Here is a 22,164-nt window from a genome sequence, read left to right as displayed (position 1 = left end):
CCGCCTGGCAGCCCGGGCGGGCCCGGGGGCCCGATCGTCCCCTGGCCTACCAGCCCATATACGGGCTGCTACGTCTGGCGCTTTCTCCAGTAGCGCGCCAGGCCGATCCAGCAGTGATCCAGCGGGACGGCCAGGTCGTAGCGGCGCATCGCTTCTTCATCGGGCATCCGATCGCGGAGCGCGCGTCTCATCGCCTCGATGTAGCGGGCCATCCGCTGCTCTTCGTCGAGCGTCGGATCGGCAACGAGTTTCCAGGCAATGCCGCCGAACCCGCTCAGGCGTGATTCCAGCTCATCGAGGTGCGCCGCCGCGTCGTCGTGCGGACCGAAGTGCGTGAGGAACAACTGGCGGGGCTTCCACGCGCGAACACGATCGATGCTCACCGCCCATGCCTCCAGGTCGATGTCGGGCGGGGGTGTCGGCGGAACGACGAAGAGCGGATCGCCGATCCGGATGCCGCCGACATCACCGGTGAACGCCGTCCCGCTCTCGGGGTCGAAGTAGCTGACGTGATGCCACGCGTGGCCGGGCGTGTACGCGACGTCGATCTCGCCGCCGGCCGCGCGGATCCGCTCGCCACCCTTCATCGCGTGCACGTTCGCGGCGGGGACGGGGACGATTTCGCCCCAGAGCCGATCCATCTCGTCACCGTACAGCCGGGTCGCGCTCTGCACCAGTTTGGACGGATCGATGACGTGCGGTGCCCCGCGCTCGTGCACGTAGACCTGCACGCGGGGCAGCGCCCGGACGATGGCGCCGGTGGCCCCGGCGTGATCCAGATGAACGTGCGTCAGGAGGACCGTGTCGATTTCCTCGAAGGCCCGGCCCCGCGCCGCGACTCCCGTCCGGAGCCTGCTCAGGGTGGTGGTCGGCCCGGGATCGACGACGGCCAGGCTGCCTGCCCGTTCGATGAGTCCGGACGCAATCACGCGCGGACGGCCGAGGAACTCGAGGTCGATCGCGTGCACCATGTCAGTCCCCCGCAATCATGCCCGGGCTCTCGTGGTGCCGGGGCTTCCGCATCAGGAGCACGAGCGGTATCAGCAATAGGAACACCACGGCCAGGAGCTTGAACCCGTCGAGGAACGCGATCATCGCCGCCTGCTTCTGGACCATGCCGAACACGCCGGCGTACGCGCGATTCGCGGCGGTCACCGGATCCGCGCCCTTCGCAACGAAGGCCGCGGTCAGGTTCTTCAGCATCATCTGCGTCTGCATCGAGTACTGGCTGACGTGCGCGCCGATCGTGTTGAAGTGCTCCTGCCGGTCGCGCGCGAGCACGGTCTGGATGACCGCGATCCCGATGCTCCCACCGATGTTTCGGAGCAGGTTGAACACGCTCGTGGCCGGCCCCATCTCCCGGGGCGAGATCCGATCCATCGTCACGGTGGTGAGCGGCACGAAGAGCAACCCCATCCCGACGCCCTGCACGAACTGCGGCCAGAAGATGTCCCAGAAACCCGCCTCCAGGTTCAACCACGACATCCAATAGAGCGAGACGGCGTTGACGAGGAATCCGATGACGATCAGCCGACGGGGATCGGTCCGGTTCATCAGGAGGCCGACCAGTGGCATCGCGAGCAGTGACCCGAGCCCCCGCGGCGCCATTGCATAGCCAGCTTCGAGTGACGGGTAGCCGAGCAGCGTCTGCAGCAGCACGGGCATCAGCACGAGGCTGCTGTACAGCCCGAAACTCATCGCCGTGATCAGCACGACGCCGGTCGCGTAGGTGGGTTCGCGGAACAACCGCAGATCGACCACCGGGTGCCGCGAGTGGAACGCGTGCAGGATGAAGATCCCAAGGCCGCCGGCCGCCATCACGAGCAGCACGACGATGAGGTCCGACGACAGCCAGTCCTTCTGCTGGCCCTGGTCCAACGCAATCTGCAGCGCCGCGATGCCGACGGCCAGCAGGCCGATGCCCCAATAGTCGATCCCGGCTGTCCCCCGCCGGATGTACGGCGGGTCGAACACGTACGCCCGCAGCATCAGGAACGACAAGATGCCGATCGGCAGGTTGACGTAGAACACCCACCGCCACGACCAGTTGTCGGTCAGCCAGCCGCCGAGGACGGGACCGAGCACGGGCGCCACGACAATCCCGACGCCGAAGAAGGCCATCGCCTTCCCGCGATCCCTCGGCTCGAAGGCCTCGAGCATGATTGCCTGCGACAGCGGCTGCATCACGCCGCCCGTCATCCCCTGGACGACGCGCCACAGGATCAAGATGGGCAGAGAAGTCGCGAGTCCGCACAGCAACGACGCCGTGGTGAACCCGGCCACGGAAATCAACAGCAGGCGCCGGCGGCCGAAGTAGTTCGCGAGCCAGCCGGTGATGGGCAGGATGATCGCGTTCGCCGCGAGATAGGAGGTGAGCGCCCACGTCGACTCCTCGATGGTCGACGACAGGTTCCCCGCGATGTGAGGCAACGACACGTTCACGACCGTCGTGTCGAGCACGACCATGAACGTGCCGAACATCACCGAGACGGCGATGAGCCAGGGACTGACCGGCGGCTTCGGGTCGGGCATGGGCTACCGCGTGAAGACGGTTGGCACGACCGACATCCCCGGACGGAGCAGGCGCTCCCGATCCTGCCCCTTGTCCAGCAGTATCCTGACGGGCACGCGTTGCACGACCTTGACGTAATTGCCCGATGCGTTCTCCGGCGGCAGAAGACTGAAGCGCGCCCCCGTCGCCGCCGCCACGCTGTCCACGTGACCGCGGTACGACCGCGCGTAGGCGTCGACCGCAATCGACACCGCCTGACCGGGTCGGATGTTCCGAAGCTGCGTCTCCTTGAAGTTCGCGGTGACCCAGATGTCTTCGAGCGGGACAATGGCCATCAAGGGCTGCCCGGGCTGGATCACCTGTCCGGGCTCGGCGCCTTTCTTGCTCACACGCCCGTTCGCGGGTGCCACCACGGTCGCATACGCCAGATTCATCCTCGCCTGCTCGAGGTTTGCCTGGGCCTGCTGCAGCCGGGCTCGGGCGGATTGAGCCTTGGCCTTGGCCACCGCGATCTGATCCGGGGCCGTGTGGGCCGTCCTCAACTCCGCGCGGGCCTGCGTGGTCACATTCGCCGCCTGCATGCGACGGCTCCCCGCGACCGACACGATCTCGGTCGCCTCGGTCACCGCCGCCCGCGCCGACTCGGTCGTGGCGCGCCCCGCCTCGGCAGCCGCCACGGCTGCGTCGTACTGCTGCTGGGAAATCTCGTCCTTCGCCACCAGCTGCTTCATGCGTTCGAGGTCGCGCGTCAAACGGGTCGCGTTGGCCGTCGCCTCCGCCAGGCGCGCCTGTGCGGCAGCCAGGCGAGCCCGGGCGGCCTCGACGTCGCGGTTCGTCGCTTCCTGGCCCGTCTCGGCGCGTTCCACGTTGGCGCCCGCGCTGCTCACCTGGCCCGCGGTCATCGTGGCCGTAATCGGGATGCCGGCCTCTGCGGCGGCGAGCGCGGCCTGCGCGTCGGCGAAGTCGGCCTCGGCGCGCTGCAACGCCACGCGGTAGTCCTTCGGATCGATCTCAACCAGCACGGTCCCGGCCTTCACGTCCTGGTTGTCCTCGACCCTGACGTTCAGAACCGTACCGCCCACGCGCGCAGCAATCGGGACGATGTGTCCGTCCACCTGCGCGTCGTCGGTCGCCTCACGGCCGCTGTAGTACCACCACATGACCGCCACGACGGCCACGAGGGCGACGCCGCCGACAAGCACCGTGAGCCGTGTGCGCGGCCTGCTCCTGAAGAACGATGCGACGCCATTGCCCGCGGACTCCGTGGCCCCTGACTGGAAGGATTCGCTCTTCGTGCGGTGCTCCCGCTCTCTATCAACGCTGCCGGCCATCACTTCGTGCCTCCCAGGAACTTCCTGACCCGCTCCTCGGACAGACCGATCGCGCGTGCGAGCGAGATCTTGGCGAGGTTGTGGGCGTACAACGCCGAGAGATAGTTTTCGGTGGCCGTGGCCACCACTTCCTGCGCCTGCACCACCTCGATGTTGCTGCTCACACCGGCGGTGAAGCGGTCCTGCGCCTGCACCAGTTGCTGGTCGGCCAAGTCCGCCGCGCTCCGTGCGACGCGCACTCGTTGGTCGGATGCCTCTGTGTCGAGCAGGGCCGACCGGACCTCGAACTCGATCCGCGTCCTCAGGTCCTCGACCTGCGCCCGCTGCTGGCGGGCCTGCGCATCGGCCTGGAGCACTCGCCCCCTCACTCGGCCGCCCTGGAACAGCGGCACGCGCACGGACGCCGCCACCGAGTAGGTGTTGTGGAGCGAATCCCACGCGCTCGAGCTCTCGCCGTAATCGGCGGCGAAATTGACCGTGGGGAGCGCCTCCCCGTAGATCGATTGCTTGCCAAGATCGGCCGCTTTCATCAGCGCGAGCGCGCCGTGGAGATCCTCGCGGTTGGCGTACGCCTGCTCGAGGCTCTCTTTCAGATCGAGGGTGTCGAGCGGTGTGTACCCCACGCGATCGGTCAGGTCGATCTGCTGGGCGAGCGGGATGCCGATCGCCCGCTCCAGCGAGAGCTTCTGCTTGGCGAACTCGTTCTCGTAGAAGATCAGGCGCTGTTGCTGCGTCTGCAGTTGAACCTGCGCGCGGAGCACTTCGATGCCCGCGATCACGCCCGCCTGCTTCTGCGCCACCGCCCGGTCATAGAGGGCCTGCGCCGTCTTCAACTGGGCGCGCGCCGTCTCGATCCGGCTGGCCCCGGTCACGGCCTGCAAATACAGGTTCGCGGTCACGTACACCACAATGTCACGCGAGTCCTTGAAAGCGTGCTGCGCTGCACTGGCGACCTGTCCGCCCGCCCGTGCCCGCTGAATGGCCGCGTAGTCGAACAGCGGCCCGCCGGCCATGATGTGGAGCGCCGCGACATTGAAAGGACCGATGATGGGCGACTGCCCGGGCGCCACCGGGAATCCGTACTCCTCGAGGTTGATCTCCGCGCGCGTCTCACCCAGGTGCAACGACGCGTTCGGCAGCAACCCGCTCAGGGCCTGGAGCCGCGTCCCCGATGCGGACCGCACGGACTGCTCGCCGAGGATGATCCCCAGGTTCTGCTCGAGGCCACGCGCGAGCGCATCGGTGAGCGACAGGGGCATAACACCCGGCGTCGCCTGCCCCGACGGCACGCCGCCCATGAACAGGCCGCTGCCGGCCATTGCGGCTCCTGCGGCGGCCAGCGATAGCGGCTGGCCGCCGTCTCGCGGGACCTGCGGCTCGCCGCCGGGCGCCTGGGCGCGTGCTGGCGCGGCGGCCAGCCCGGCCGCCGCCAGCAGCGCCGCGCACACTCTCAGCCTCGTGCTCATCGCTGTCCGAGTCCTTTCCACGCGAAGTCGAACGCAAACGCGATATCGTCATCGACCGATGCGCGGCTCCAGCCGCGCAGGCGCTGCGTGATGACGCCCCGGGTGATGTCGAAGACGCCAAAGGCCGCCGCATCGAGGCGCAGCGGGCGGACGACCTTGTGGCGGACACCCTGCTGCAACACCGCCTCGAGCGTGCGCACCTGCTCGAGGAACAAGTCGTCCATCTGCCGCTGGAACTGCGCGTGACGGGCCACGGACCGACCGAATTCGGAGAAGTAGATCCGAAAGAAATCCCGATGGGCTTCGAAGTAGCGCACTTTCGTGTCGATGAAGGCTCGCACCTTGTCCTCGACTCCCTGGGCCGCGTCCACCGCCCGACGCGTTTCGGCGTGGAGTTCCAGGAAGCTCCGACTGAGCGCCGCCCAATACACTTCGCGCTTCGAACGATAGTAGAGGTAGACGGTGCCCTTGCCCACGCCGGCCGCCTCGGCGATCGCGGCGATCGTCGCCTGGTCGAACCCGCGTTCGGCGAACACGTGGCCGGCAGCTTGCAGGATTGCAGCCGTCCGAAACTCGGTGACGACGTCCTTCTTGGTGCGGGGCATGCTCGCGGATCCACTCCTCGGGCGTTCGTCTGTCTGCGCGGTCAGATGAATGACTATCTGGTCATTCTACCACACGACGCGCCCCCCGCTCCCCGGCACGGCGGCACGTCGCGCCTCCTCGCGTCGCCCCCCTGCCGCCGGGAAGCCGCGGCCTTCGTCCTCCGTTCAGGGCTCAGGACGTGTTCTTCGGCATCCGATCGGGCTGGTATACTGGTGGCTACTCGCCCAGATGCCAACGCCAGGAGGATAACGGGACGCGGGCCGCTGCCCGCGTCACGACGCGGATGCCCGACGAACAGCGCAAGCGGAGTACCGAGGTCCTGGACCAGCCGGAACAGGCGGTGCAGCGCCCGGTCCTTTACCAGGTCGTGCTCCACAACGACGACTACACGACGATGGACTTCGTCGTGGAGGTGCTGGAGACCGTCTTCCTGATGCACCCGGCCCAGGCGTACCGGGTGATGCTGCAGGTGCACCAGCAGGGGAAGGGCATCTGCGGCGTGTACCCGTTCGAGATCGCCGAAACCAAGGTCGGCCTCGTGCACGGTCTGGCTCGCGAGCGAGGATTCCCGCTCCGGGCCAGCCTCGAAGAGGCGTGAAACATTCCAGGTCGCGAGGGGCGCGCCATGTTCAGTGCTGCCGTTGAGATGTTGCTCCACATTGCCTACCGGGAAGCCGTATCCCGGCGGCATACCACACTGACGCTCGAGCACCTCCTGTACGTGCTCACGCACGACCTCGAGGGAGAGCGGATCCTCGCCGCGTGCGGCGCGGACCTGCCGCGGCTTCGGCGCGAACTCGACAGTTTCCTCTCGAGTTCCGTCGAGCAGTACCCACGCGGCATGGAGAAGGAGCCGGAGCAGACGCGCGCGTTCCGCCGCGTGCTGCAGACGGCCGTCCTCCACGTGCAGAGCGCGGGCAAGCCGGAGGTCAACGCCGGAGACATCGTCGCGGCGATCCTCCAGCAGACCAACTCGTACGCCTGCCAGCTTCTCGAGGCCCAGAGCATCACGCGCCTCGACGTGCTCAACTACATCTCACACGGGATCGCGAAGGTACCGGTCGCGCCTCCACAGGCGGAGGACCCCCGTCGTCGGTCGCCGTCTCCCTCGTCCGGCGACGGCCAGCAGACCTCGCGGGATCCGCTCAGCACCTACACGCTGAACCTCACCGAGCGCGCCCGCGCCGGCGTCCTCGATCCGCTCATCGGCCGAACGACCGAACTGCAGCGAACGATGGAGATCCTGTGTCGGCGACGGAAGAACAACCCCGTGTTCGTCGGGGACGCCGGCGTGGGCAAGACCGCGCTGGCCGAGGGCCTCGCCATCCGGCTGCTCGACCAGGACGTGCCCGCGATCCTGAAGGGCGCGGAAATCTACAGCCTCGACACCGCCGCGCTGCTGGCCGGCACGCGCTTCCGCGGCGACTTCGAGGAACGGTTCAAAGCGGTATTGGCGGCCCTGAAGAGCCGGCGGCTGCCGGTACTCTTCATCGACGAGATCCATGCCACGATTGGCGCCGGCGCCACGACGGGCGGCACCATGGACCTGGCCACGCTGATCAAGCCGGTGCTCACCGCCGGCGAACTCCGCATCGTCGGATCGACGACGTTCGAGGAGTTCAAGCACATCGAGAAGGACCGGGCGCTCGCGAGGCGCCTGCAGAAGGTCGTTGTCGAGGAGCCATCGGTCGAAGAGACGATCAAGATCCTCCAGGGACTGCGCTCGCGGTACGAGGAGCATCATCACGTCGAGTACTCGGACGCGGCCCTGGAAGTGGCGGCGCGCCTGGCCAAGCGGTTCCTGCGCGACTACCGGTTGCCGGACAGTGCGATAGACATCCTCGACGAGGCCGGCGCCATGCTGCGCCTGCAGGACGTCGGCCAGGGAGCGGCGCCGGCGGCCCCCGCGCCGGCCGGAGAATCCCAGGCCAAGCCCGGCGGCGTGGTGACGCCGGCAGCCGACCACCCCGTCCAGTGGGAGCCTATCGGCCCCTTGGCGGCTTCGTCCGGCACGCTGGCCCCGCCAGCCGATGGCGCGGCCGACGAAGAACCACGGCGAGTGGTCACCCCGGTGGAAATCGAGCGCGTCGTGGGACGCATGGCGCGCATCCCAGACAAGCAGGCCTCGGCGTCCGACAAGGACCGCCTGCGCACGCTCGAAGAATCGCTGCGCCGAGTGGTCTTCGGTCAGGACGACGCGGTCCGCACTGTCACCGGGGCGATCAAGCGGTCGCGGGCCGGTCTCTCGCAGCCGGATCGCCCCGCAGGCTGCTTCCTGTTCACCGGACCGACCGGCGTCGGCAAGACCGAGCTCGCCAAGCAGCTGGCGATTCACCTTGGGAACGAGTTCCTGCGCTACGACATGAGCGAGTTCATGGAGAAGCACTCCGTCTCGCGGCTGATTGGAGCGCCCCCTGGGTACGTGGGGTTCGAGCAGGGCGGCTTGCTGGTGGACGCCGTCCGCACACATCCATACAGCGTGGTGCTGCTGGACGAGATCGAGAAGGCGCACCCTGACATCTTCAACATCCTGCTCCAGGTGATGGACCATGCGACGCTCACCGACAACAACGGGCGCCGTGCCGACTTCCGGCAGGTCGTGCTGATCATGACGTCGAATGCCGGGTCGCGTGAGATGAGCGCCGGCACGATCGGATTCACGCCGAGTGGGGTGACCGGCGACTTCGGCGAAGCCCTCGACCTGCGGGGACAGACGGCCAAGAGCCGCGCGAAATCGGCCATCGAGCGGATGTTCAGCCCCGAGTTCCGCAACCGGCTCGACGGCATCGTCACCTTCGCGCCGCTGAGCCCGTCGGTCATGGAGACGATCGTCGAGAAGTTCGTGCTGCAGCTCGAGTCGCAACTCGCCGAGCGGAAGATCGCGATCTCGCTCGAGCCGGAGGCGAGGGCGTGGCTGGCGGTGCGCGGCTACGATCCCATCTATGGCGCGCGACCGCTCGCGCGCGTCGTCCAGGCCGAGGTGCGCGACCCGCTGACCGACGAGATCTTGTTCGGCCACCTCGAGCACGGCGGCACCGTGAAGATTGGCCTCGAGGACGACCACCTGACGTTCTCCTGTCAGTCAGCGGCGCCGGCATGAGGCCTGTTCGCCGATCGCCGAATCGACGAGGCCGTCGCGATCGCGCCCGCGACCGAACCGGCACGAGACGAGACGGTCGTCAGCGTCATCCGTACAGGCGATGCAGCGGGCGACGACAGGCTGTGACTGGCAGCGATCGCGCCCGGGAGAGGGGTGGCGAGATGAACCATCCCGCCACCCCTCACAACCACTGCGCCATTGTGCGGACCGGCCAAACACGGTACTTTAGCTCTCGATGGACCTGGGCAGGCTCGGCCAGCGCATCAAGCAACAGCGTGAGAAGCGGCAACTCCGTCAAGCGGACATTGCCAGTGCGCTTCGGCTGACCGCGCAGGCGGTGTCGAAGTGGGAACGTGGCGAGAACGCGCCGGACATCGCCGTGTTGGTGGATTTGGCCCGTCTGCTCGGCGTCTCGGTGGAGTGGATCCTGACGGGCCGCCAGGAGGCGCCGGGCACGTTCCCCGCCGTCGTCTTGTGCACGAGCCTGAACGGTTTTGCCGAGCGGGCCGCGCGGGTGCCGCCTGCCGACCTCGCAGCGTGGTCGAACACGATCCACTACGCGGTCACCGAGGCCGTGCTGCGGTTCGACGGCGTGCCGGTCAAGTGCGTGGGCGACGGGTTCCTCGGGTTCTTCGCGGGCCCGGATCAGGCCGACCGCGCGCTGCACGCCGCCCGCCAGGCCAAAGGGCTCTTCGAACTGCCCGACCTCGTGGTCGTGTTGCATGCAGGAGAGATCTTCCTCGGGTCGGCCGGACATCCGGACTACGCGCGCACCGACATCATGGGCCACACGGTGAACACCGCCTTCCTGGCCATGCCATTCGTCGCGGCGCACTGCCCGGGCGGCATCGGGGTGACACAGGCGTTCGTCGATCAGCTGCCGCCGGGATCGGCCCCTGTCGAGCGCGGCCGGGCCGGCATCCCGGGGCTTGCCGAACCGTTGGCGATCTACGAGGTGAGAATTGACCGGCCAGCCGCCGGTCGCCGAGTGGCACGGGCATCCCCCGCCACCGATCGAGTGGCACGGGCGTCCCGCCGGTGAGGCGTGGCGAGTGGCACGGGCGTCCCGCCCGTGAGGCGCAAGCAGGACGGGCATCGCCCCGTCGGAGAAGGAGCATAGCGTGAAGGCTGCGACTGCCGTACGTGATTTCGTCGTGAAGGATCCGAGCCTTGCCGAATTCGGTCGGAAGGAAATGGCCCTGGCCGAGCATGAGATGCCGGGCCTGATGTCCACGCGCCGCAAGTACGGCCCGGAGAAGCCCCTCGAGGGCGCGCGCGTCATGGGCTCGCTCCACATGACGATCCAGACCGCGGTCCTCATCGAAACCCTGCAGGAACTGGGTGCGGACGTGCGGTGGGCATCGTGCAACATCTTCTCCACGCAGGATCATGCCGCCGCGGCCGTCGCCGCCGCCGGTGTTCCGGTGTTTGCCTTCAAGGGCGAGAGCCTCGAGGAGTACTGGGAGTACACGCTGAAGGCGTTGACGTGGCCTGACGGGCAGGGCCCGCAACTGATCGTGGATGACGGCGGGGACGCCACCCTGCTCATCCATCGCGGCTACGCGGCGGAAGATGACCCGTCGATTCTCGACGAGCCGACCGACAACAAAGAGCTCCAGATCGTCAACGCGCTGCTGAAGAGAACCATCGCCTCACGCCAGCGCTTCTTTCACGCCGTCGTGAGGGACCTGCGCGGGGTGTCGGAGGAGACCACGACCGGCGTGCACCGGCTCTATCAACTCCACGAGCAGGGCAAGCTGCTGTTCCCCGCGATCAACGTGAACGACTCGGTGACCAAGTCGAAGTTCGACAACGTCTACGGCTGCCGCGAATCGCTCGTCGACGGCATCCGCCGCGCGACCGACCTGATGCTCGCCGGCAAGGTCGCCGTCGTGTGCGGCTTTGGCGACGTGGGCAAGGGCTCGGCGCAGTCGCTGGCCTCGTCGAAGATGCGCGTCCACGTCACCGAAATCGACCCCATCTGCGCGCTACAGGCCTGCATGGCCGGCTACTCGGTGACGACCGTCGAGGATGCGCTGTCCATCGCCGACCTGTTCGTCACGACCACCGGCTGCTGCAATGTCATCACGATCGCGCACATGGCGAAGATGAAGAACAACGCGGTCGTCTGCAACATCGGCCATTTCGACAACGAGATCGAAGTCGAGAAGCTGATGGAGTACCCGGGCATCAAGCGGACGACAGTCAAACCGCAGGTGGACATCTTCACGTTTCCCGACGGCCACTCGATCATCCTGCTCGCCGAAGGTCGTCTCGTGAATCTCGGCTGCGCGACCGGTCATCCGAGCTTCGTGATGTCCAGCAGCTTCACGAACCAGACGCTGGCGCAGATTCGGCTCTGGAAGGCGAAACACGAGATCAATGTCTACACGCTGGACAAGAAGCTGGATGAGGAGGTGGCGCGACTCCACCTCGACCATCTCGGCGCGAAACTGACCGAGCTCACGCCGCAACAGGCCGCGTACATCAACGTGCCGGTTGAAGGGCCGTATAAGACCGATCACTACAGGTACTAGCGGATGCGGTTGCACCCGGTCTGCCGGCCGGGCATTCCCCCGTAGAAACAGAAAGGGAGGGCATCGAGCAGATGCCCTCCCTTTGGTGTCAGAGCCTGAACTGCCGCAGGCCGTCAGTCCGAGTCTACTTCTTCGGGCTGCTGTCTCCGCGGGTCGCCACGATTGCAGCCACCGTGCCGGCGCCGGCCGCCACGAGGATGAGGATGCCGGCCGTCGAGGTGAAGAACGCCCCGGCGCCGCCACCAACGGCCGCCGCTGCGGCCGCCGCACCCGCCGCACTGGCCGCAACCGCCACGCCCGTCAGGGTCGCACCAGCGCCGAGATTCAGCGCCGAACTCGTCGCGATGATCTTCCCCGTCGAATCGGTGATCTCAACGACATAGTTGCCCGTCGGCAGGCTGGCAAAGCTGAACTCGCCGGCCGCGCTCGTCTGCGTCGTTCCGCTGATTGCGCCAGTGCCCGTGTTGCGCAGGCGCACGGTGTAGTTGCCAAGCGGCGTCCCGCCTGCATCCTTCGCGATGCCCGCGATCGAGCCATTGGCCTGACGCGGCGCAGCGGCGAACGACGCCGTCGGCACTCCGAGACTCACAAGAGCAACGACAAGTGCAAGCGCAAGAACACGTTTCATCGAGTTTCCCCCTATGGAGATGACCGTACCGCGAAGATTGTGCCGCGACCGCGTGGCCGACGCCATCCGACGCGATACACGCACAGCCCGGGCGTCCCTTACTATCGGTCAGCTGGATCCGGATGTCAAGGCCCTGGCTGCATTCTGTGTATCAGATTGGAAACAGAGGGCTTCCTCCCGGACACCTAAGCCGGCTCCAGGGCCGCCTGCATGCCCATATCGAGCGCCCGCGTGTTCAGATCCAGTAACGCCGCTTTCTTCCCGGAGAGCTCGTATTTCAGCGCTTTGAGGACCGCGTCCTTGCCGACTATGGGCACGCGCGCGATCAGCCCGCCAAGCGCCACGATGTTCGCCAGCCGGGGATTCCCGAGTTCCCCCGCGAGCCCCGTGATCTCCAGGTAGCTGACCTTGATGTCCAGCCGCGTGTGCGGGATCTCGATCAACGTCTTGTTGATCAGCAGGAAACCGCCCGGCTGGATCTTCGGCTCGAACTTCTCGAGCGACGGCCGGTTCATGGCCACCAGGACGTTCGGGTGGCTCACGACCGGGGTCCCGATTTGCCGGTCGGACACAACCACCGAGCAGTTCGCCGTGCCGCCGCGCATCTCCGGCCCGTAGGACGGGATCCACGACACTTCCTTGCCGTCCATCATCCCGGCCAGCGCGATCATCTTCCCGAGGAACAGGATGCCCTGTCCGCCAAAGCCTGCGAGGACGATCTCGTAGGTCATGACTTCACCTCCGCCCCCTTCACGTCGCGGAACACGCCCAGCGGGTACTCGGGCATCATCGTGGACTCCATCCAGTCGATCGCCTCGCCCGGATCGACGCCCCAGTTGGTGGGGCACGGCGCGAGAACCTCGACGAAGGTGAAGCCCTCCCCCTTGTTCTGCAGGTCGAGCGCCTTCTTGATCGCGCGCTTCGTGCGGGTCAGGTTGGCGACGTTGTTGAGCGAGGTTCGTTCGATGTACCGCGGCGCCTTCAGCGAGGCGAGCATCTCGCTGACGTGGATGGGATGGCCGGCGAACTTGGGATCGCGACCGTACGGCGATGTCGAAGTCGCCTGGCCCACGAGCGTCGTCGGCGCCATTTGGCCGCCCGTCATGCCGTAGATCGCGTTGTTGATGAAGATGACCGTGAAGTTCTCGCCACGCGCCGCCGCGTGGATGATCTCGGCAGTGCCGGATGACGCCAGATCGCCGTCACCCTGGTACGAGATGACGATCGAATCGGGGTTTGCACGCTTCAGCCCGGTGCCGACGGCCGGCGCGCGCCCGTGTGCCGCCTGCACGTTGTCGGTTTCGAAGTACCAGTAGGCGAACACCGAGCATCCGACGGGCGAAATGAGCACGGTCCGTTCCTGCAACCCGAGCTCGTCGAGCGCTTCCGCAATCATCCGGTGGACGATGCCGTGGCCGCAGCCGGGACAGTAGTGAAACGGTCTATCGTTGAGCGACTTGGGCCGCTCGAATACCTTCTGCATGGCTCCCTCACATCCGCTGCTTGACCGCCGCCACCACTTCTGCGGGCGTCGGCACGTTGCCTCCCGACCGGCCGTAGAAGTACACCGGGCGCACGCCGTTCACCGAGAGCATCACGTCCTCGACCATCTGCCCCATCGACATCTCGCAGGCGAGGAAGAACTTCGCCTGGCGTGCCAGCCGCTGCAGCGGGGCTTTCGGGTACGGCCAGAGCGTAATCGGGCGGACCATGCCCGCCTTGATCCCGTCCTGACGCAATGACTCCACGGCACTCCGGACGACACGTGACACGATGCCGTAGGCGACGATGACAACCTCGGCATCCTCGGTCTGGAATTCCTCGAAGCGCGTCTCCTGGCGTTCGATCTCGTCGTACTTCCGATAGAGCTTGTGGACGTACTCCTCCATCTCGTCGGCATCGAGATAGATGGACGTGACCGTGTGGCCTTTGCGCCCCTTCGGGCCGGTCAGCGCCCACCCGGAATGGTCGTGCGTGCTCGGGTAGGAGTCCTGGAGCTCGACCGGCTCCATCATCTGGCCGAGGTTGCCGTCGGCCAGGACCATCACGGGATTGCGGTACTTGTCGGCCAGGTCGAAGGCGAGCACGGTCAGATCGGTCATCTCCTGCACCGATGCCGGCGCGAGGGCGATCATCCGGTAGCTGCCGTGTCCACCGCCCTTGGTCGCCTGGAAGTAGTCGGCCTGCTCCGGGTTGATGTTGCCGAGCCCCGGCCCGCCGCGCATGATGCTGACGATGACCGCCGGCAGCTCCGCCCCGGCCAGGTACGAGATCCCTTCCATCATCAGGCTGATGCCCGGAGAGGACGAACTGGTGAGCGCGCGCCGCCCCGTGCACACCGCCCCGTAGACCATGTTGATCGACGCCACTTCCGTCTCGGCCTGGATGTACGCACCGCCGGGCACCATCGGAAGGCGCCGCGACATGTACTCGCCGATCTCGTTCTGCGGCGTGATCGGATACCCGAAGTACAGGGTGGCGCCCGCGCGGATGGCGGCCTCGGAGAGCGCCTCGTTCCCTTTCATGAGCACTTTCATATAAGTGCGACTCCTGCGGCAAGGCTGAAGCCTCGCCCTACTTGAAAACCTCGATGCAGATATCCGGACAGATCAGTGCGCACGCCTTGCACGCCGTGCACTTCCCACCGGTATACGTTGCCGGGTAGAAACCCTTGACGTTCAGGTGCTTCCCCATCTCGATGACATGCGTGGGACAGACACGGACGCAGAGCGCGCATCCCTTGCACCTGTCCTCGTTGATCGCGATCATGGGCATCGCTTCCCCCTTTTTCCGGACATCATGATACCTCCAGCCTCCCACGGCTGTTTCATCTGCTTACGGATGACCTGAACCGGCACGCCCAGGTCGTCGAATTCGCCGGGCGCGTAGTACTCCTCCATCACGGCCAGACATACCAGCGGATATTGCGTGATGCCGCGGATCTGCTCGAACCCGCGGCGGATGATCTCGGACGTCGTCTCGTTGATGAGGTGAGGATTGGCGATCATGCCGGTGATGGGGAGACGCGACTTCTCCTCGATCATGGCCGCCATCTGAAGTGTCGCCTCGGCCGTCTGGTTGAAGGGGCGGTACGGGTTGACCACGAGCCAGTGGTTGGTCGGTTCGCTCGCGAACCCGCGGTGCAGGTATGCGGCGACGAGACCGCCGAGGTCGCTGCCGCCCAGGTCGAACACCACCGGCCCGTCCTTGCGGTCGAAACAGGCGTTGATCTCTGGCGAGAGGGCAGGCAGGTCGGCATTCTCCATGCCCGCGACGCTCGAGATCATCCGGATTCCCCGTTGCTCGAGGTCGTACGCCTTCTGGCGGGACCGGAAATACAGGTTGACGATGTCGAGGTCCACCAGCGTGACGATGGGATGGCCTTCCTCCCGCAGCGACAGCGCGAGGTTGATCGCGATCTCCGTCTTCCCCGTCCCGAAGGCGCCGCTGATGACGGTCAGGCGCCGATCCGCATTGACTGACACTCGCCTACTCCTACGAGATGGCCGCCGCCAGCGCGATCGAGTTGAACTTGGTCTCGTCGGAGTCGGCCCGCGACGTGAGCACGACCGGCGCGCTCGCGCCGACGATGATCGCCGCCATCGGCCAGGAGCCGAGGAGTCCCAGGGCCTTGTAGAGGACGTTGCCCGCCTCGATGTCGGGCACCACCAGAATGTCGGCGACGCCTGCCACCGGGCTCGCGATCCCCTTGTGACGCGCCGCCTCAACCGAGAGCGCGTTGTCGAGGGCCAGTGGTCCATCCACGATGCAGCCCTTGATCTGCCCGCGGTCCGCCATCTTGGCCAGGGATGCCGCGTCCACGGTGGCCGGCATCTCGGGGTTGACCGTTTCGACGGCGGCAATCGCGGCAACAGCCGGACGCTCCACGCCCAGCGCGTGCGACAGGTCGACGGCATTCTCGAGGATCTGGACCTTTTGCAGCAGGTCCGGCGCGATGTTCATGGCCGCATCGCTCATGAGCACCAGGCGCCGCGGGTCCTGTACCTCGAAGACCGCGACGTGGCTGAGGAGCGCGCGTTTGCGCAGGCCGAATTCCTTGTTCAGGATGCCCTTGAGGAAGGTGCCGGTGGACACCATCCCCTTCATCAGCATCTGAGCCTCGCCACTGCGCACCTTGCGCACCGCCACCTCGACGGCGCCCGCATCGTCTGCGCATTCGACGATGTCGGGGTTGAACCGATCGAGTTTCAGACTCTTGCAGAGCGCTTCAATCGTCGCCGGGCGGCCGATGAGCAGCGGCCGGACGACGCCGGCAGCGGCTGCCCTGTCGAGCGACATCAGGACGTCCTCGTCGTGGGGACAGGCAACGGCAATCGTGCGCGGCGTGCCCTTCCGGGCGACGGCGTGGAGATCACAGATGGAGGTCACAGGTGGCATGGCAGTCAGGGTCCTGATGAGTGCTGTCGTCAGGCGGTAATCTATCAGCCGGGTTTATGGACGCATAAATTCTGCGAATACACCGGACGCGTCGATGCGGAGACCTGGAATGTGCACCTGGAACTCCGGAGCGACGCGGGAGGGGGCTGGATTCGGAGGACGCGAGACGCCGGCCTCGGACGGCCCGGCACGAACCTTTCTAGTCTCCCTCGGGCGGCAGACCCTGTCAAGGCGGGGTCGGATGTGAGAAGCCGACTACACCGCCGTGCAATTGTGCCGATAGATCGTACGGGCAGCTTCGCCGGGAGCAACCGCCCGTCGCAACTGTCGGCGTCGATCGAGGGCGACGAAAGTGTTGATCCTGCGAAGAAGAACGTTCGTCATCAACCGCAAGCTCCAGTTCAGCATGATGGCGACGAGCCTGTGCTACGTCGGCCTCCTGGTGCTGGTGGTGTCGACGGCCCTGTTCGCGCCGCTGATCCTCCAATTGAGCCGGCCGGAGTTGAACGCCACCGACGCATCCGACGCCGCGCTTCGGATTATCTACCTCCACGAGACGTACTGGCTTCCGGTCCTGTTGACGCTGCTCGCCATCGCACTTCACTCGGTGAGCGCCAGCCACAGAATAGCCGGACCGATCTATCGCTTTCGCCGCGTGTGTGAGGCGATGGCGGCCGGAGTCGTACCGAAGCCGGTCACGCTCAGAGAGCACGACCACCTCAAGACGGAAATGGATGTCGTCAACGCCATGCTCGACCGCTGGCGGACGCTGGTTGTCCAGGCCCAGCGGGAAGCGACAAGGCTTCATGAGTCCGTCTCCACCTATCGTGATCTGTCGGCCTCCTCTCGCGACGACGCCGCAGCCGGTGCCGTCCTGGCCGACATCGTCCGCACAGAGCAGCGCCTTCACGACGCGCTCGCCGGGCTGAGTTGTGAGGCCTGGCCCGATACCGGACACGCTCCGGCGATCCCGCGCCAATGATCGCCACGAAAGACGGCGCCCCGCCCGCTTCGCGTCGGATCCGATCTTCGCGGACCGGGTTCACCCTGCTGGAACTGTTGCTCGTGGTCGGTCTCCTGGGCACGCTGGCCGCGATCTCCATTCCAACCTACTTCCGTGCCCTGGAGAGAGCCAGGGTCACCCGCGCGATCGGTGACATCAAGAACATCTCGTTGACCATCAGCGTCCGCATGGTTCAGACGGGAACCTACCCCGATTCGCTGGCCGACGCGGGCTTCGCCGATCTCCTGGACCCGTGGGGCCATTCGTACCAGTATCTGAAGCTCTTTGGGACGAAGAACCGCGGAGGGGCGAGAAAAGACAAGAACCTCGTCCCGCTCAACGATGACTTCGACCTCTACAGCATGGGGAAGGACGGGGCGAGCGCGGGTCCGCTGACCGCGAAGGCCAGCCGGGACGACGTCGTGCGCGCGAACAGCGGCGGCTTCATCGGTCTCGCCGCCGACTACTAGACATCTTCCGGGGGTCAGAGCGTGACGAATGAAGCGAGTTCGGCGGTCTGAGGCGAAGCTTCGCTGGCTACCAGGGCGCAGGACGGAGCATGGCGCTGGCATCATGACGCCGGAAAACTACTGGATCAAGTTCGGCATGCTGCGCAGCCGGGTCGCGCGGCGCATGTTCCTTCTATTCGTCGGATGCGCCCTCCTCCCTGTCGGAGTGTTGGCGCTCTTCTCGTTCCTCGACGTTCGGTCCCACCTCACCAACCTGTCCGAGGGGCGTCTGCACCAGGCCAGCAAGTCGGCCGGGATGACGATCGTCGAGCGCATCTCGTCCCTCGAGCCGGATCTGGACCTGATCTCGGTCAACCTCCTGTCTACGGGCATTGGATCGCTGGACAAGTCGACCCGCACCCTCGGAGACAGGCTCGCCAGGCGCTTTCGCAACCTGGCGGTCGTGGCCGGCGACAACCGCGTGGTCTCGTCGCTGAGTGGAGGGGACACGGTCTCTCCACGCCTGGCGAACGACCAACGCAGCCACGTCCGGTCGGGCGGGACGCTGGTGACCACCGCTCCGGCGGCCAACGGCGCGAACGCCGTCTTCATCGCCCGGCTGCTCGATCCCGCGGCGCCTGACGGGGACATGCTCGTGGGGGAAGTCAACCCGGACTATCTCTGGGGCGGAGATGGCTTCGTGTCGCCAGGCCAGGAACTGTGCGTGCTCGGACAGGCCGGGGAGACGCTCTATGCCACGCTCCCCGACAAGATGCTCGCCGGACGAGTGAAGGCGTCCATCGAGAATCACGGACCGTCGGGGCGGTTCGAGTGGACCCACGGAAGCGACCGCTACGTGGCCGGATATTGGACCGTGTTCATGCGGCCGACCTACCTCGCCTCATGGGTGCTGATCCAGAGCGAGCAGCGAAGCGCGGTGCAACAGCCGCTGCGCGAGTTCGCGTGGACGTTCTCGCTGGTCGCCCTGTGCACGTTCTGGATCGTCACATTCGCCAGTCTGCGCCAGATCCGCCGGAGAACGGTCCCGGTCGAACAGTTGCTGGAGGCGACACAGAAGCTGAAGGCAGGAGACTTCTCGCATCGGACCGGAATTGCCAGCGATGACGAGTTCGCCGTGCTGGGCGCGGCGTTCAACGACATGACGGAGAGCATGGAGGTTCATCTCAGCGTCATGAACACGGTCAACAGCATCGGCGTGTCGCTGTCGGTCGAGAGGGACGAAGCCAGACTGCTCGAGACGGTGCTCTGCGGCGCGCAGGCGGTCTTCAACGCAGACGGCGCCGCGCTGTATTTGCTGTCGAACGATGGCCGCCTCGAGTTGGCCCTCGCGCACGTGAAATCCCTCTCGTTGTGGCAGCGCGGCGCCGGCGCCGAGGCCACGCTCAGTCCGTACGGCGGCTCGCGCCACGACGCGCCTGCGATGCCGGCCATACACGAAGCGACGAAGAGGACGATCTCGACACCCGACGTCCACTCGGCGACCGGTGACGATTTCGCGGCCTTGATCGACTTCGACCGGCGGTCGGGCTATCGCTCGCGGTCCTTCCTCGGCCTGCCGCTTCGGAATCACGAGAACGCGGTCATCGGCATTCTGCATCTGATCAATGCGCAGGCAAGGACGACGGGAGCGATCGTGCCGTTCTCCGACGCGGATCAACGACTGGCGGAATCGCTGGCCTCGCAGGCGGCCGTTGCGCTGACCAAGAACAGGCTGGTTCACGAGTTCAAGAGGCTGTTCGAGGGCTTGACGGAACTCATCAGCACGGCCATCGACGAACAATCTCCCCACACGGGCGGGCACGTCAGGCGAGTCGTCGCGCTGAGCTCGATGATCGCCGAGGCGATGGCCCGGAGCCCCGACCGCACGGTGAGGGATCGGGCGCTCTCGGCCGACGAACTGTACGAACTCAGAATCGCCGCGCTGCTGCACGACTGCGGGAAACTGACGACGCCGGTCCACCTCACGGACAAGGCCACGAAGCTCGAGACCATCTTCGACCGTATCCATCTCGTCGAGGCGCGTGCGGAAATCGCCCGGCGCGAACACCGCGTGGAACTCCTGGAGCGGGCCGTCCGACAGGCTGTGCCGGAAGGAAACCGTGAACTGCTGAACCGGATCGACGCCACAACAGCCGACCATGACCTCCAACTCGAGGACGACCTGGCTGTCCTGCGAACGTGCAACGTGGGTACCGAGTACATGTCCGACGACCTGCGAGAGCGGATCCGGGAGATCGGCGCGCGGTACCGCTGGACGAACGTCAGCCATCAGAGGGAATCGCTCCTGTCGGACGACGAGATGTACCACCTCTCTGTCCGGTCGGGAACGCTGACCCCGGAGGAACGCGAGATCATCTGTGGCCACGTCGTCTCCACCATCCGAATGCTGGAGAGACTGCCCTACCCGAAGGGACTTCGCAACGTCCCTCGGTACGCGGGCTCGCACCACGAGCAGGTGAGCGGGAACGGCTATCCGCTCAAACTGGCCGGTGCCGACATCCCCATCCAGGGCCGGATCATCGGCATCGCCGACGTACTCGAGGCATTGACGGCGAGAGATCGGCCGTACCGGCGCGCCATGAGCCTCTCGGAGGCCATGCGTGTGCTTGGTGAGATGGCAGAGTCCGGGGCGATCGACGGCGATCTCTACAATCTGGTCGTGAGCGACGGCATCCCGCAGCGCTACGCCGACGAATACCTTCAGCCGATTCCACCGAGAGAATGAGCGGGAACGGCGATGGAGCTATGATGTGATCGCGCTGGAGGCGCTGCCATGACCGCTTCTGACCAGATGATCGACATTCTCCGCAAGGCCTATCAGATCGAGATTGACGGCTACACGTTCTACTCCATGACGGCGGATCGCGCCGACAAGCCCGCGGTTCAGGAACTGTTCGGCCGCCTGGCAGAGGACGAGGTGCAGCACCAGGCATTCCTCCGCAGCGTGCTGAAGAACTACGACGAGAAGGGCACCGCGGCCTTCGCGATGGGGATCGTCCTGCCCGACTTGCGCGCGTTCTCGGAGAAGGTGTTCACCGACCGCTTCCGTGAGCAGGCGGAAGGTGCGGCGTTCGAGATGGCCGCGCTCTCGGTGGGCATGACGCTCGAGAAGAACGCGATCGCCTACTTCACGGGCGCGATGCAGAACACTCCGGAGACCGAGGTGCGGGCGTTCTACGGGTTCCTCGCCGATTGGGAGCAGCAGCATCTGCGCGCGCTGCAGGGACTCTACGACAGCATCCGCAGCGACTTCTGGGAGAAGAACTCGTTCTCGCCGTTCTGAAACAGAAGCCAGGAGCCAGGAGCAGGGGCGCAACTCGCTGCGCCCTGAATCCGCTGCGAAGCGCCGGGGGGTGGACGGTGACGTACAACTTCGATCCTGATCGCTGGTACGACGACCAGTGCGCGAGGATCGACGGCCAGGTGAAATCCGGAGCACTGACGGCCGAGGCGGCCCGGCTCGCGCTCGACGACATCGAACGGCGGTACGCGACAATGGTGGCCCGGCTCGATGGCACGTTCTCTGTACAGAGGGATGACGGACGCTGCCGCCATTCGAGATGAGTCGGCGCTACCCGTCGACTCAGTGGTTTTGACCAACGTCTCGCGCAGGGAACGCCCGTTTCACACGGTGCGCAGGGCGCGAAACATGGTCAATACACGTGAACTCAGGGTTTAGTGCAGCTTGCTCGGCTTCGGGACGGTCTGCAGGTACATTCGGCTGACGGTATCCATCAAACGCTGTCCTGCCTGCTCCAGGTCGCGAATCTTCGTTGACAGCCGCTGGTGTTGCTCGGCCAACTGAATCAGTCCGAGGTCCGCCCGCGCAGCGTTCCGGTGAATCGTCGCCTCGCGCAGCGTGCACTCTTCGATGAGATCCTTGAATTGCTCCCGCTCGGAAGGCGTGAGCGTTGCGACGTAGTCTGCAATCCGACCCATTGGTATCCGTCCCCTGGAGAAAAACCAGACCCGCGGCGCCCTGATGACTCGCTCGCCTCTTTGTGGAACACCCTCAAGAATGATGCCGCAAATCGACTCAGGATGCGCCAGTTTTCTGCGCCGATCGGCAAGTAATCTGCTGCCGAGCAGACTTTTCTCTAGAAATCCGCGAAG

The 22,164-nt window shown here is 66.0% G+C and carries 22 protein-coding genes; 9 read left to right on the top strand and 13 right to left on the bottom strand.

Annotated elements, in window-relative coordinates:
- Positions 1-68: 68 nt before the first annotated feature.
- Genes VGK32_09475 through VGK32_09455 form a run of 5 tightly spaced genes read right to left on the bottom strand, consistent with a single transcriptional unit; the run spans position 69 to position 5,914 of the window.
- Positions 69-971, bottom strand: coding sequence for an MBL fold metallo-hydrolase (locus tag VGK32_09475; protein ID HEY3381985.1), 903 nt, complete (start codon positions 969-971; stop codon positions 69-71).
- 1 nt (position 972) lies between these two features.
- Entirely contained in the window at positions 973-2,532 is a 1,560-nt protein-coding gene (locus VGK32_09470) for a DHA2 family efflux MFS transporter permease subunit (protein HEY3381984.1), read from the bottom strand.
- 3 nt (positions 2,533-2,535) lie between these two features.
- Positions 2,536-3,843 (bottom strand): HlyD family secretion protein, encoded by a 1,308-nt coding sequence (locus tag VGK32_09465; protein ID HEY3381983.1) that lies wholly within the window; start codon positions 3,841-3,843, stop codon positions 2,536-2,538.
- The gene (locus VGK32_09460) at positions 3,843-5,309 is read right to left on the bottom strand and encodes a TolC family protein (GenBank protein HEY3381982.1); all 1,467 of its coding nucleotides are present in this window, start codon (positions 5,307-5,309) and stop codon (positions 3,843-3,845) included. Before VGK32_09460 ends, VGK32_09465 begins: the two co-directional genes overlap by 1 nt.
- Positions 5,306-5,914 carry a TetR/AcrR family transcriptional regulator gene (locus VGK32_09455; GenBank protein HEY3381981.1) on the bottom strand — a complete coding sequence of 203 codons (609 nt, stop codon included), beginning with the start codon at positions 5,912-5,914 and terminating at the stop codon, positions 5,306-5,308. The genes VGK32_09460 and VGK32_09455 overlap by 4 nt, the downstream gene beginning before the upstream one ends.
- A gap of 284 nt (positions 5,915-6,198) precedes the next feature.
- On the opposite strand from VGK32_09455, the gene VGK32_09450 reads away from it, so the two are divergent.
- From VGK32_09450 to ahcY, 4 genes are all read left to right on the top strand, one after another.
- Positions 6,199-6,513 carry an ATP-dependent Clp protease adaptor ClpS gene (locus VGK32_09450; GenBank protein ID HEY3381980.1) on the top strand — a complete coding sequence of 105 codons (315 nt, stop codon included), beginning with the start codon at positions 6,199-6,201 and terminating at the stop codon, positions 6,511-6,513.
- Positions 6,514-6,540: 27 nt separating this feature from the next.
- The gene (locus VGK32_09445) at positions 6,541-9,015 is read left to right on the top strand and encodes an AAA family ATPase (GenBank protein ID HEY3381979.1); all 2,475 of its coding nucleotides are present in this window, start codon (positions 6,541-6,543) and stop codon (positions 9,013-9,015) included.
- A 235-nt stretch (positions 9,016-9,250) separates the two neighbouring features.
- Positions 9,251-10,057, top strand: a complete 807-nt coding sequence (locus tag VGK32_09440; protein ID HEY3381978.1) for a helix-turn-helix domain-containing protein — start codon at positions 9,251-9,253, stop codon at positions 10,055-10,057.
- A gap of 79 nt (positions 10,058-10,136) precedes the next feature.
- Positions 10,137-11,552 carry an adenosylhomocysteinase gene (ahcY, locus tag VGK32_09435; GenBank protein ID HEY3381977.1) on the top strand — a complete coding sequence of 472 codons (1,416 nt, stop codon included), beginning with the start codon at positions 10,137-10,139 and terminating at the stop codon, positions 11,550-11,552.
- Between the two features lie 124 nt (positions 11,553-11,676).
- On the opposite strand, the gene VGK32_09430 is transcribed toward ahcY, so the two are convergent.
- The 7 genes from VGK32_09430 to VGK32_09400 all read right to left on the bottom strand — a co-directional run bounded on the left by VGK32_09430 (position 11,677) and on the right by VGK32_09400 (position 16,569).
- Complete coding sequence (locus VGK32_09430) at positions 11,677-12,180, bottom strand: carboxypeptidase-like regulatory domain-containing protein (GenBank protein ID HEY3381976.1); 504 nt, start codon at positions 12,178-12,180, stop codon at positions 11,677-11,679.
- A 185-nt stretch (positions 12,181-12,365) separates the two neighbouring features.
- Positions 12,366-12,911 carry a 2-oxoacid:acceptor oxidoreductase family protein gene (locus tag VGK32_09425; protein HEY3381975.1) on the bottom strand — a complete coding sequence of 182 codons (546 nt, stop codon included), beginning with the start codon at positions 12,909-12,911 and terminating at the stop codon, positions 12,366-12,368.
- The gene (locus tag VGK32_09420; GenBank protein ID HEY3381974.1) at positions 12,908-13,663 is read right to left on the bottom strand and encodes a thiamine pyrophosphate-dependent enzyme; all 756 of its coding nucleotides are present in this window, start codon (positions 13,661-13,663) and stop codon (positions 12,908-12,910) included. Before VGK32_09420 ends, VGK32_09425 begins: the two co-directional genes overlap by 4 nt.
- A gap of 7 nt (positions 13,664-13,670) precedes the next feature.
- Positions 13,671-14,717 carry a 3-methyl-2-oxobutanoate dehydrogenase subunit VorB gene (locus VGK32_09415; GenBank protein ID HEY3381973.1) on the bottom strand — a complete coding sequence of 349 codons (1,047 nt, stop codon included), beginning with the start codon at positions 14,715-14,717 and terminating at the stop codon, positions 13,671-13,673.
- A gap of 37 nt (positions 14,718-14,754) precedes the next feature.
- A complete protein-coding gene (locus tag VGK32_09410; protein HEY3381972.1) occupies positions 14,755-14,955 on the bottom strand; it encodes a 4Fe-4S binding protein in 201 nt (66 codons plus the stop codon).
- Positions 14,946-15,665 carry a hypothetical protein gene (locus tag VGK32_09405; GenBank protein HEY3381971.1) on the bottom strand — a complete coding sequence of 240 codons (720 nt, stop codon included), beginning with the start codon at positions 15,663-15,665 and terminating at the stop codon, positions 14,946-14,948. The genes VGK32_09410 and VGK32_09405 overlap by 10 nt, the downstream gene beginning before the upstream one ends.
- Before the next feature lie 10 nt (positions 15,666-15,675).
- Positions 15,676-16,569: a bifunctional enoyl-CoA hydratase/phosphate acetyltransferase gene (locus tag VGK32_09400; GenBank protein HEY3381970.1), complete on the bottom strand. Its 894-nt coding sequence runs from the start codon at positions 16,567-16,569 to the stop codon at positions 15,676-15,678.
- Between the two features lie 361 nt (positions 16,570-16,930).
- Between VGK32_09400 and VGK32_09395 the strand changes: the two genes are divergently transcribed.
- The 5 genes from VGK32_09395 to VGK32_09375 all read left to right on the top strand — a co-directional run bounded on the left by VGK32_09395 (position 16,931) and on the right by VGK32_09375 (position 21,615).
- The gene (locus VGK32_09395) at positions 16,931-17,560 is read left to right on the top strand and encodes a hypothetical protein (GenBank protein HEY3381969.1); all 630 of its coding nucleotides are present in this window, start codon (positions 16,931-16,933) and stop codon (positions 17,558-17,560) included.
- Positions 17,557-18,051 carry a prepilin-type N-terminal cleavage/methylation domain-containing protein gene (locus tag VGK32_09390; protein HEY3381968.1) on the top strand — a complete coding sequence of 165 codons (495 nt, stop codon included), beginning with the start codon at positions 17,557-17,559 and terminating at the stop codon, positions 18,049-18,051. The genes VGK32_09395 and VGK32_09390 overlap by 4 nt, the downstream gene beginning before the upstream one ends.
- A gap of 103 nt (positions 18,052-18,154) precedes the next feature.
- The gene (locus tag VGK32_09385) at positions 18,155-20,776 is read left to right on the top strand and encodes an HD domain-containing phosphohydrolase (protein HEY3381967.1); all 2,622 of its coding nucleotides are present in this window, start codon (positions 18,155-18,157) and stop codon (positions 20,774-20,776) included.
- Positions 20,777-20,824: 48 nt separating this feature from the next.
- Positions 20,825-21,334, top strand: a complete 510-nt coding sequence (locus VGK32_09380; GenBank protein ID HEY3381966.1) for a ferritin family protein — start codon at positions 20,825-20,827, stop codon at positions 21,332-21,334.
- 77 nt (positions 21,335-21,411) lie between these two features.
- Complete coding sequence (locus VGK32_09375) at positions 21,412-21,615, top strand: hypothetical protein (protein HEY3381965.1); 204 nt, start codon at positions 21,412-21,414, stop codon at positions 21,613-21,615.
- Between the two features lie 111 nt (positions 21,616-21,726).
- Here the strand turns inward: VGK32_09375 and VGK32_09370 are convergent, their stop codons facing one another.
- On the bottom strand, positions 21,727-21,990 hold the full coding sequence (locus VGK32_09370; GenBank protein HEY3381964.1) for a hypothetical protein: 264 nt from the start codon (positions 21,988-21,990) through the stop codon (positions 21,727-21,729).
- Positions 21,991-22,164: the final 174 nt, after the last annotated feature.

The organism is Vicinamibacterales bacterium (assembly GCA_036504215.1).
Classification (GTDB): Bacteria; Acidobacteriota; Vicinamibacteria; order Vicinamibacterales; family Fen-181; genus FEN-299.
Note: the sequence above shows the minus strand (reverse complement) of the source record. Positions and strands in the feature narration are given on the sequence as shown.

What these genes read in the sequence shown, in the direction of transcription:
- VGK32_09430 (HEY3381976.1), bottom strand. Translation starts at nt 12,180, where the DNA reads ATGAAACGTGTTCTTGCGCTTGCACTTGTCGTTGCTCTTGTGAGTCTC.
- VGK32_09425 (HEY3381975.1), bottom strand. Translation starts at nt 12,911, where the DNA reads ATGACCTACGAGATCGTCCTCGCAGGCTTTGGCGGACAGGGCATCCTG.
- VGK32_09390 (HEY3381968.1), top strand. Translation starts at nt 17,557, where the DNA reads ATGATCGCCACGAAAGACGGCGCCCCGCCCGCTTCGCGTCGGATCCGA.
- VGK32_09450 (HEY3381980.1), top strand. Translation starts at nt 6,199, where the DNA reads ATGCCCGACGAACAGCGCAAGCGGAGTACCGAGGTCCTGGACCAGCCG.
- VGK32_09380 (HEY3381966.1), top strand. Translation starts at nt 20,825, where the DNA reads ATGACCGCTTCTGACCAGATGATCGACATTCTCCGCAAGGCCTATCAG.
- VGK32_09445 (HEY3381979.1), top strand. Translation starts at nt 6,541, where the DNA reads ATGTTCAGTGCTGCCGTTGAGATGTTGCTCCACATTGCCTACCGGGAA.
- VGK32_09475 (HEY3381985.1), bottom strand. Translation starts at nt 971, where the DNA reads ATGGTGCACGCGATCGACCTCGAGTTCCTCGGCCGTCCGCGCGTGATT.
- VGK32_09415 (HEY3381973.1), bottom strand. Translation starts at nt 14,717, where the DNA reads ATGAAAGTGCTCATGAAAGGGAACGAGGCGCTCTCCGAGGCCGCCATC.
- VGK32_09440 (HEY3381978.1), top strand. Translation starts at nt 9,251, where the DNA reads ATGGACCTGGGCAGGCTCGGCCAGCGCATCAAGCAACAGCGTGAGAAG.
- VGK32_09460 (HEY3381982.1), bottom strand. Translation starts at nt 5,309, where the DNA reads ATGAGCACGAGGCTGAGAGTGTGCGCGGCGCTGCTGGCGGCGGCCGGG.
- VGK32_09410 (HEY3381972.1), bottom strand. Translation starts at nt 14,955, where the DNA reads ATGCCCATGATCGCGATCAACGAGGACAGGTGCAAGGGATGCGCGCTC.
- VGK32_09370 (HEY3381964.1), bottom strand. Translation starts at nt 21,990, where the DNA reads ATGGGTCGGATTGCAGACTACGTCGCAACGCTCACGCCTTCCGAGCGG.
- VGK32_09455 (HEY3381981.1), bottom strand. Translation starts at nt 5,914, where the DNA reads ATGCCCCGCACCAAGAAGGACGTCGTCACCGAGTTTCGGACGGCTGCA.
- VGK32_09385 (HEY3381967.1), top strand. Translation starts at nt 18,155, where the DNA reads ATGACGCCGGAAAACTACTGGATCAAGTTCGGCATGCTGCGCAGCCGG.
- VGK32_09470 (HEY3381984.1), bottom strand. Translation starts at nt 2,532, where the DNA reads ATGCCCGACCCGAAGCCGCCGGTCAGTCCCTGGCTCATCGCCGTCTCG.
- VGK32_09465 (HEY3381983.1), bottom strand. Translation starts at nt 3,843, where the DNA reads ATGGCCGGCAGCGTTGATAGAGAGCGGGAGCACCGCACGAAGAGCGAA.
- VGK32_09420 (HEY3381974.1), bottom strand. Translation starts at nt 13,663, where the DNA reads ATGCAGAAGGTATTCGAGCGGCCCAAGTCGCTCAACGATAGACCGTTT.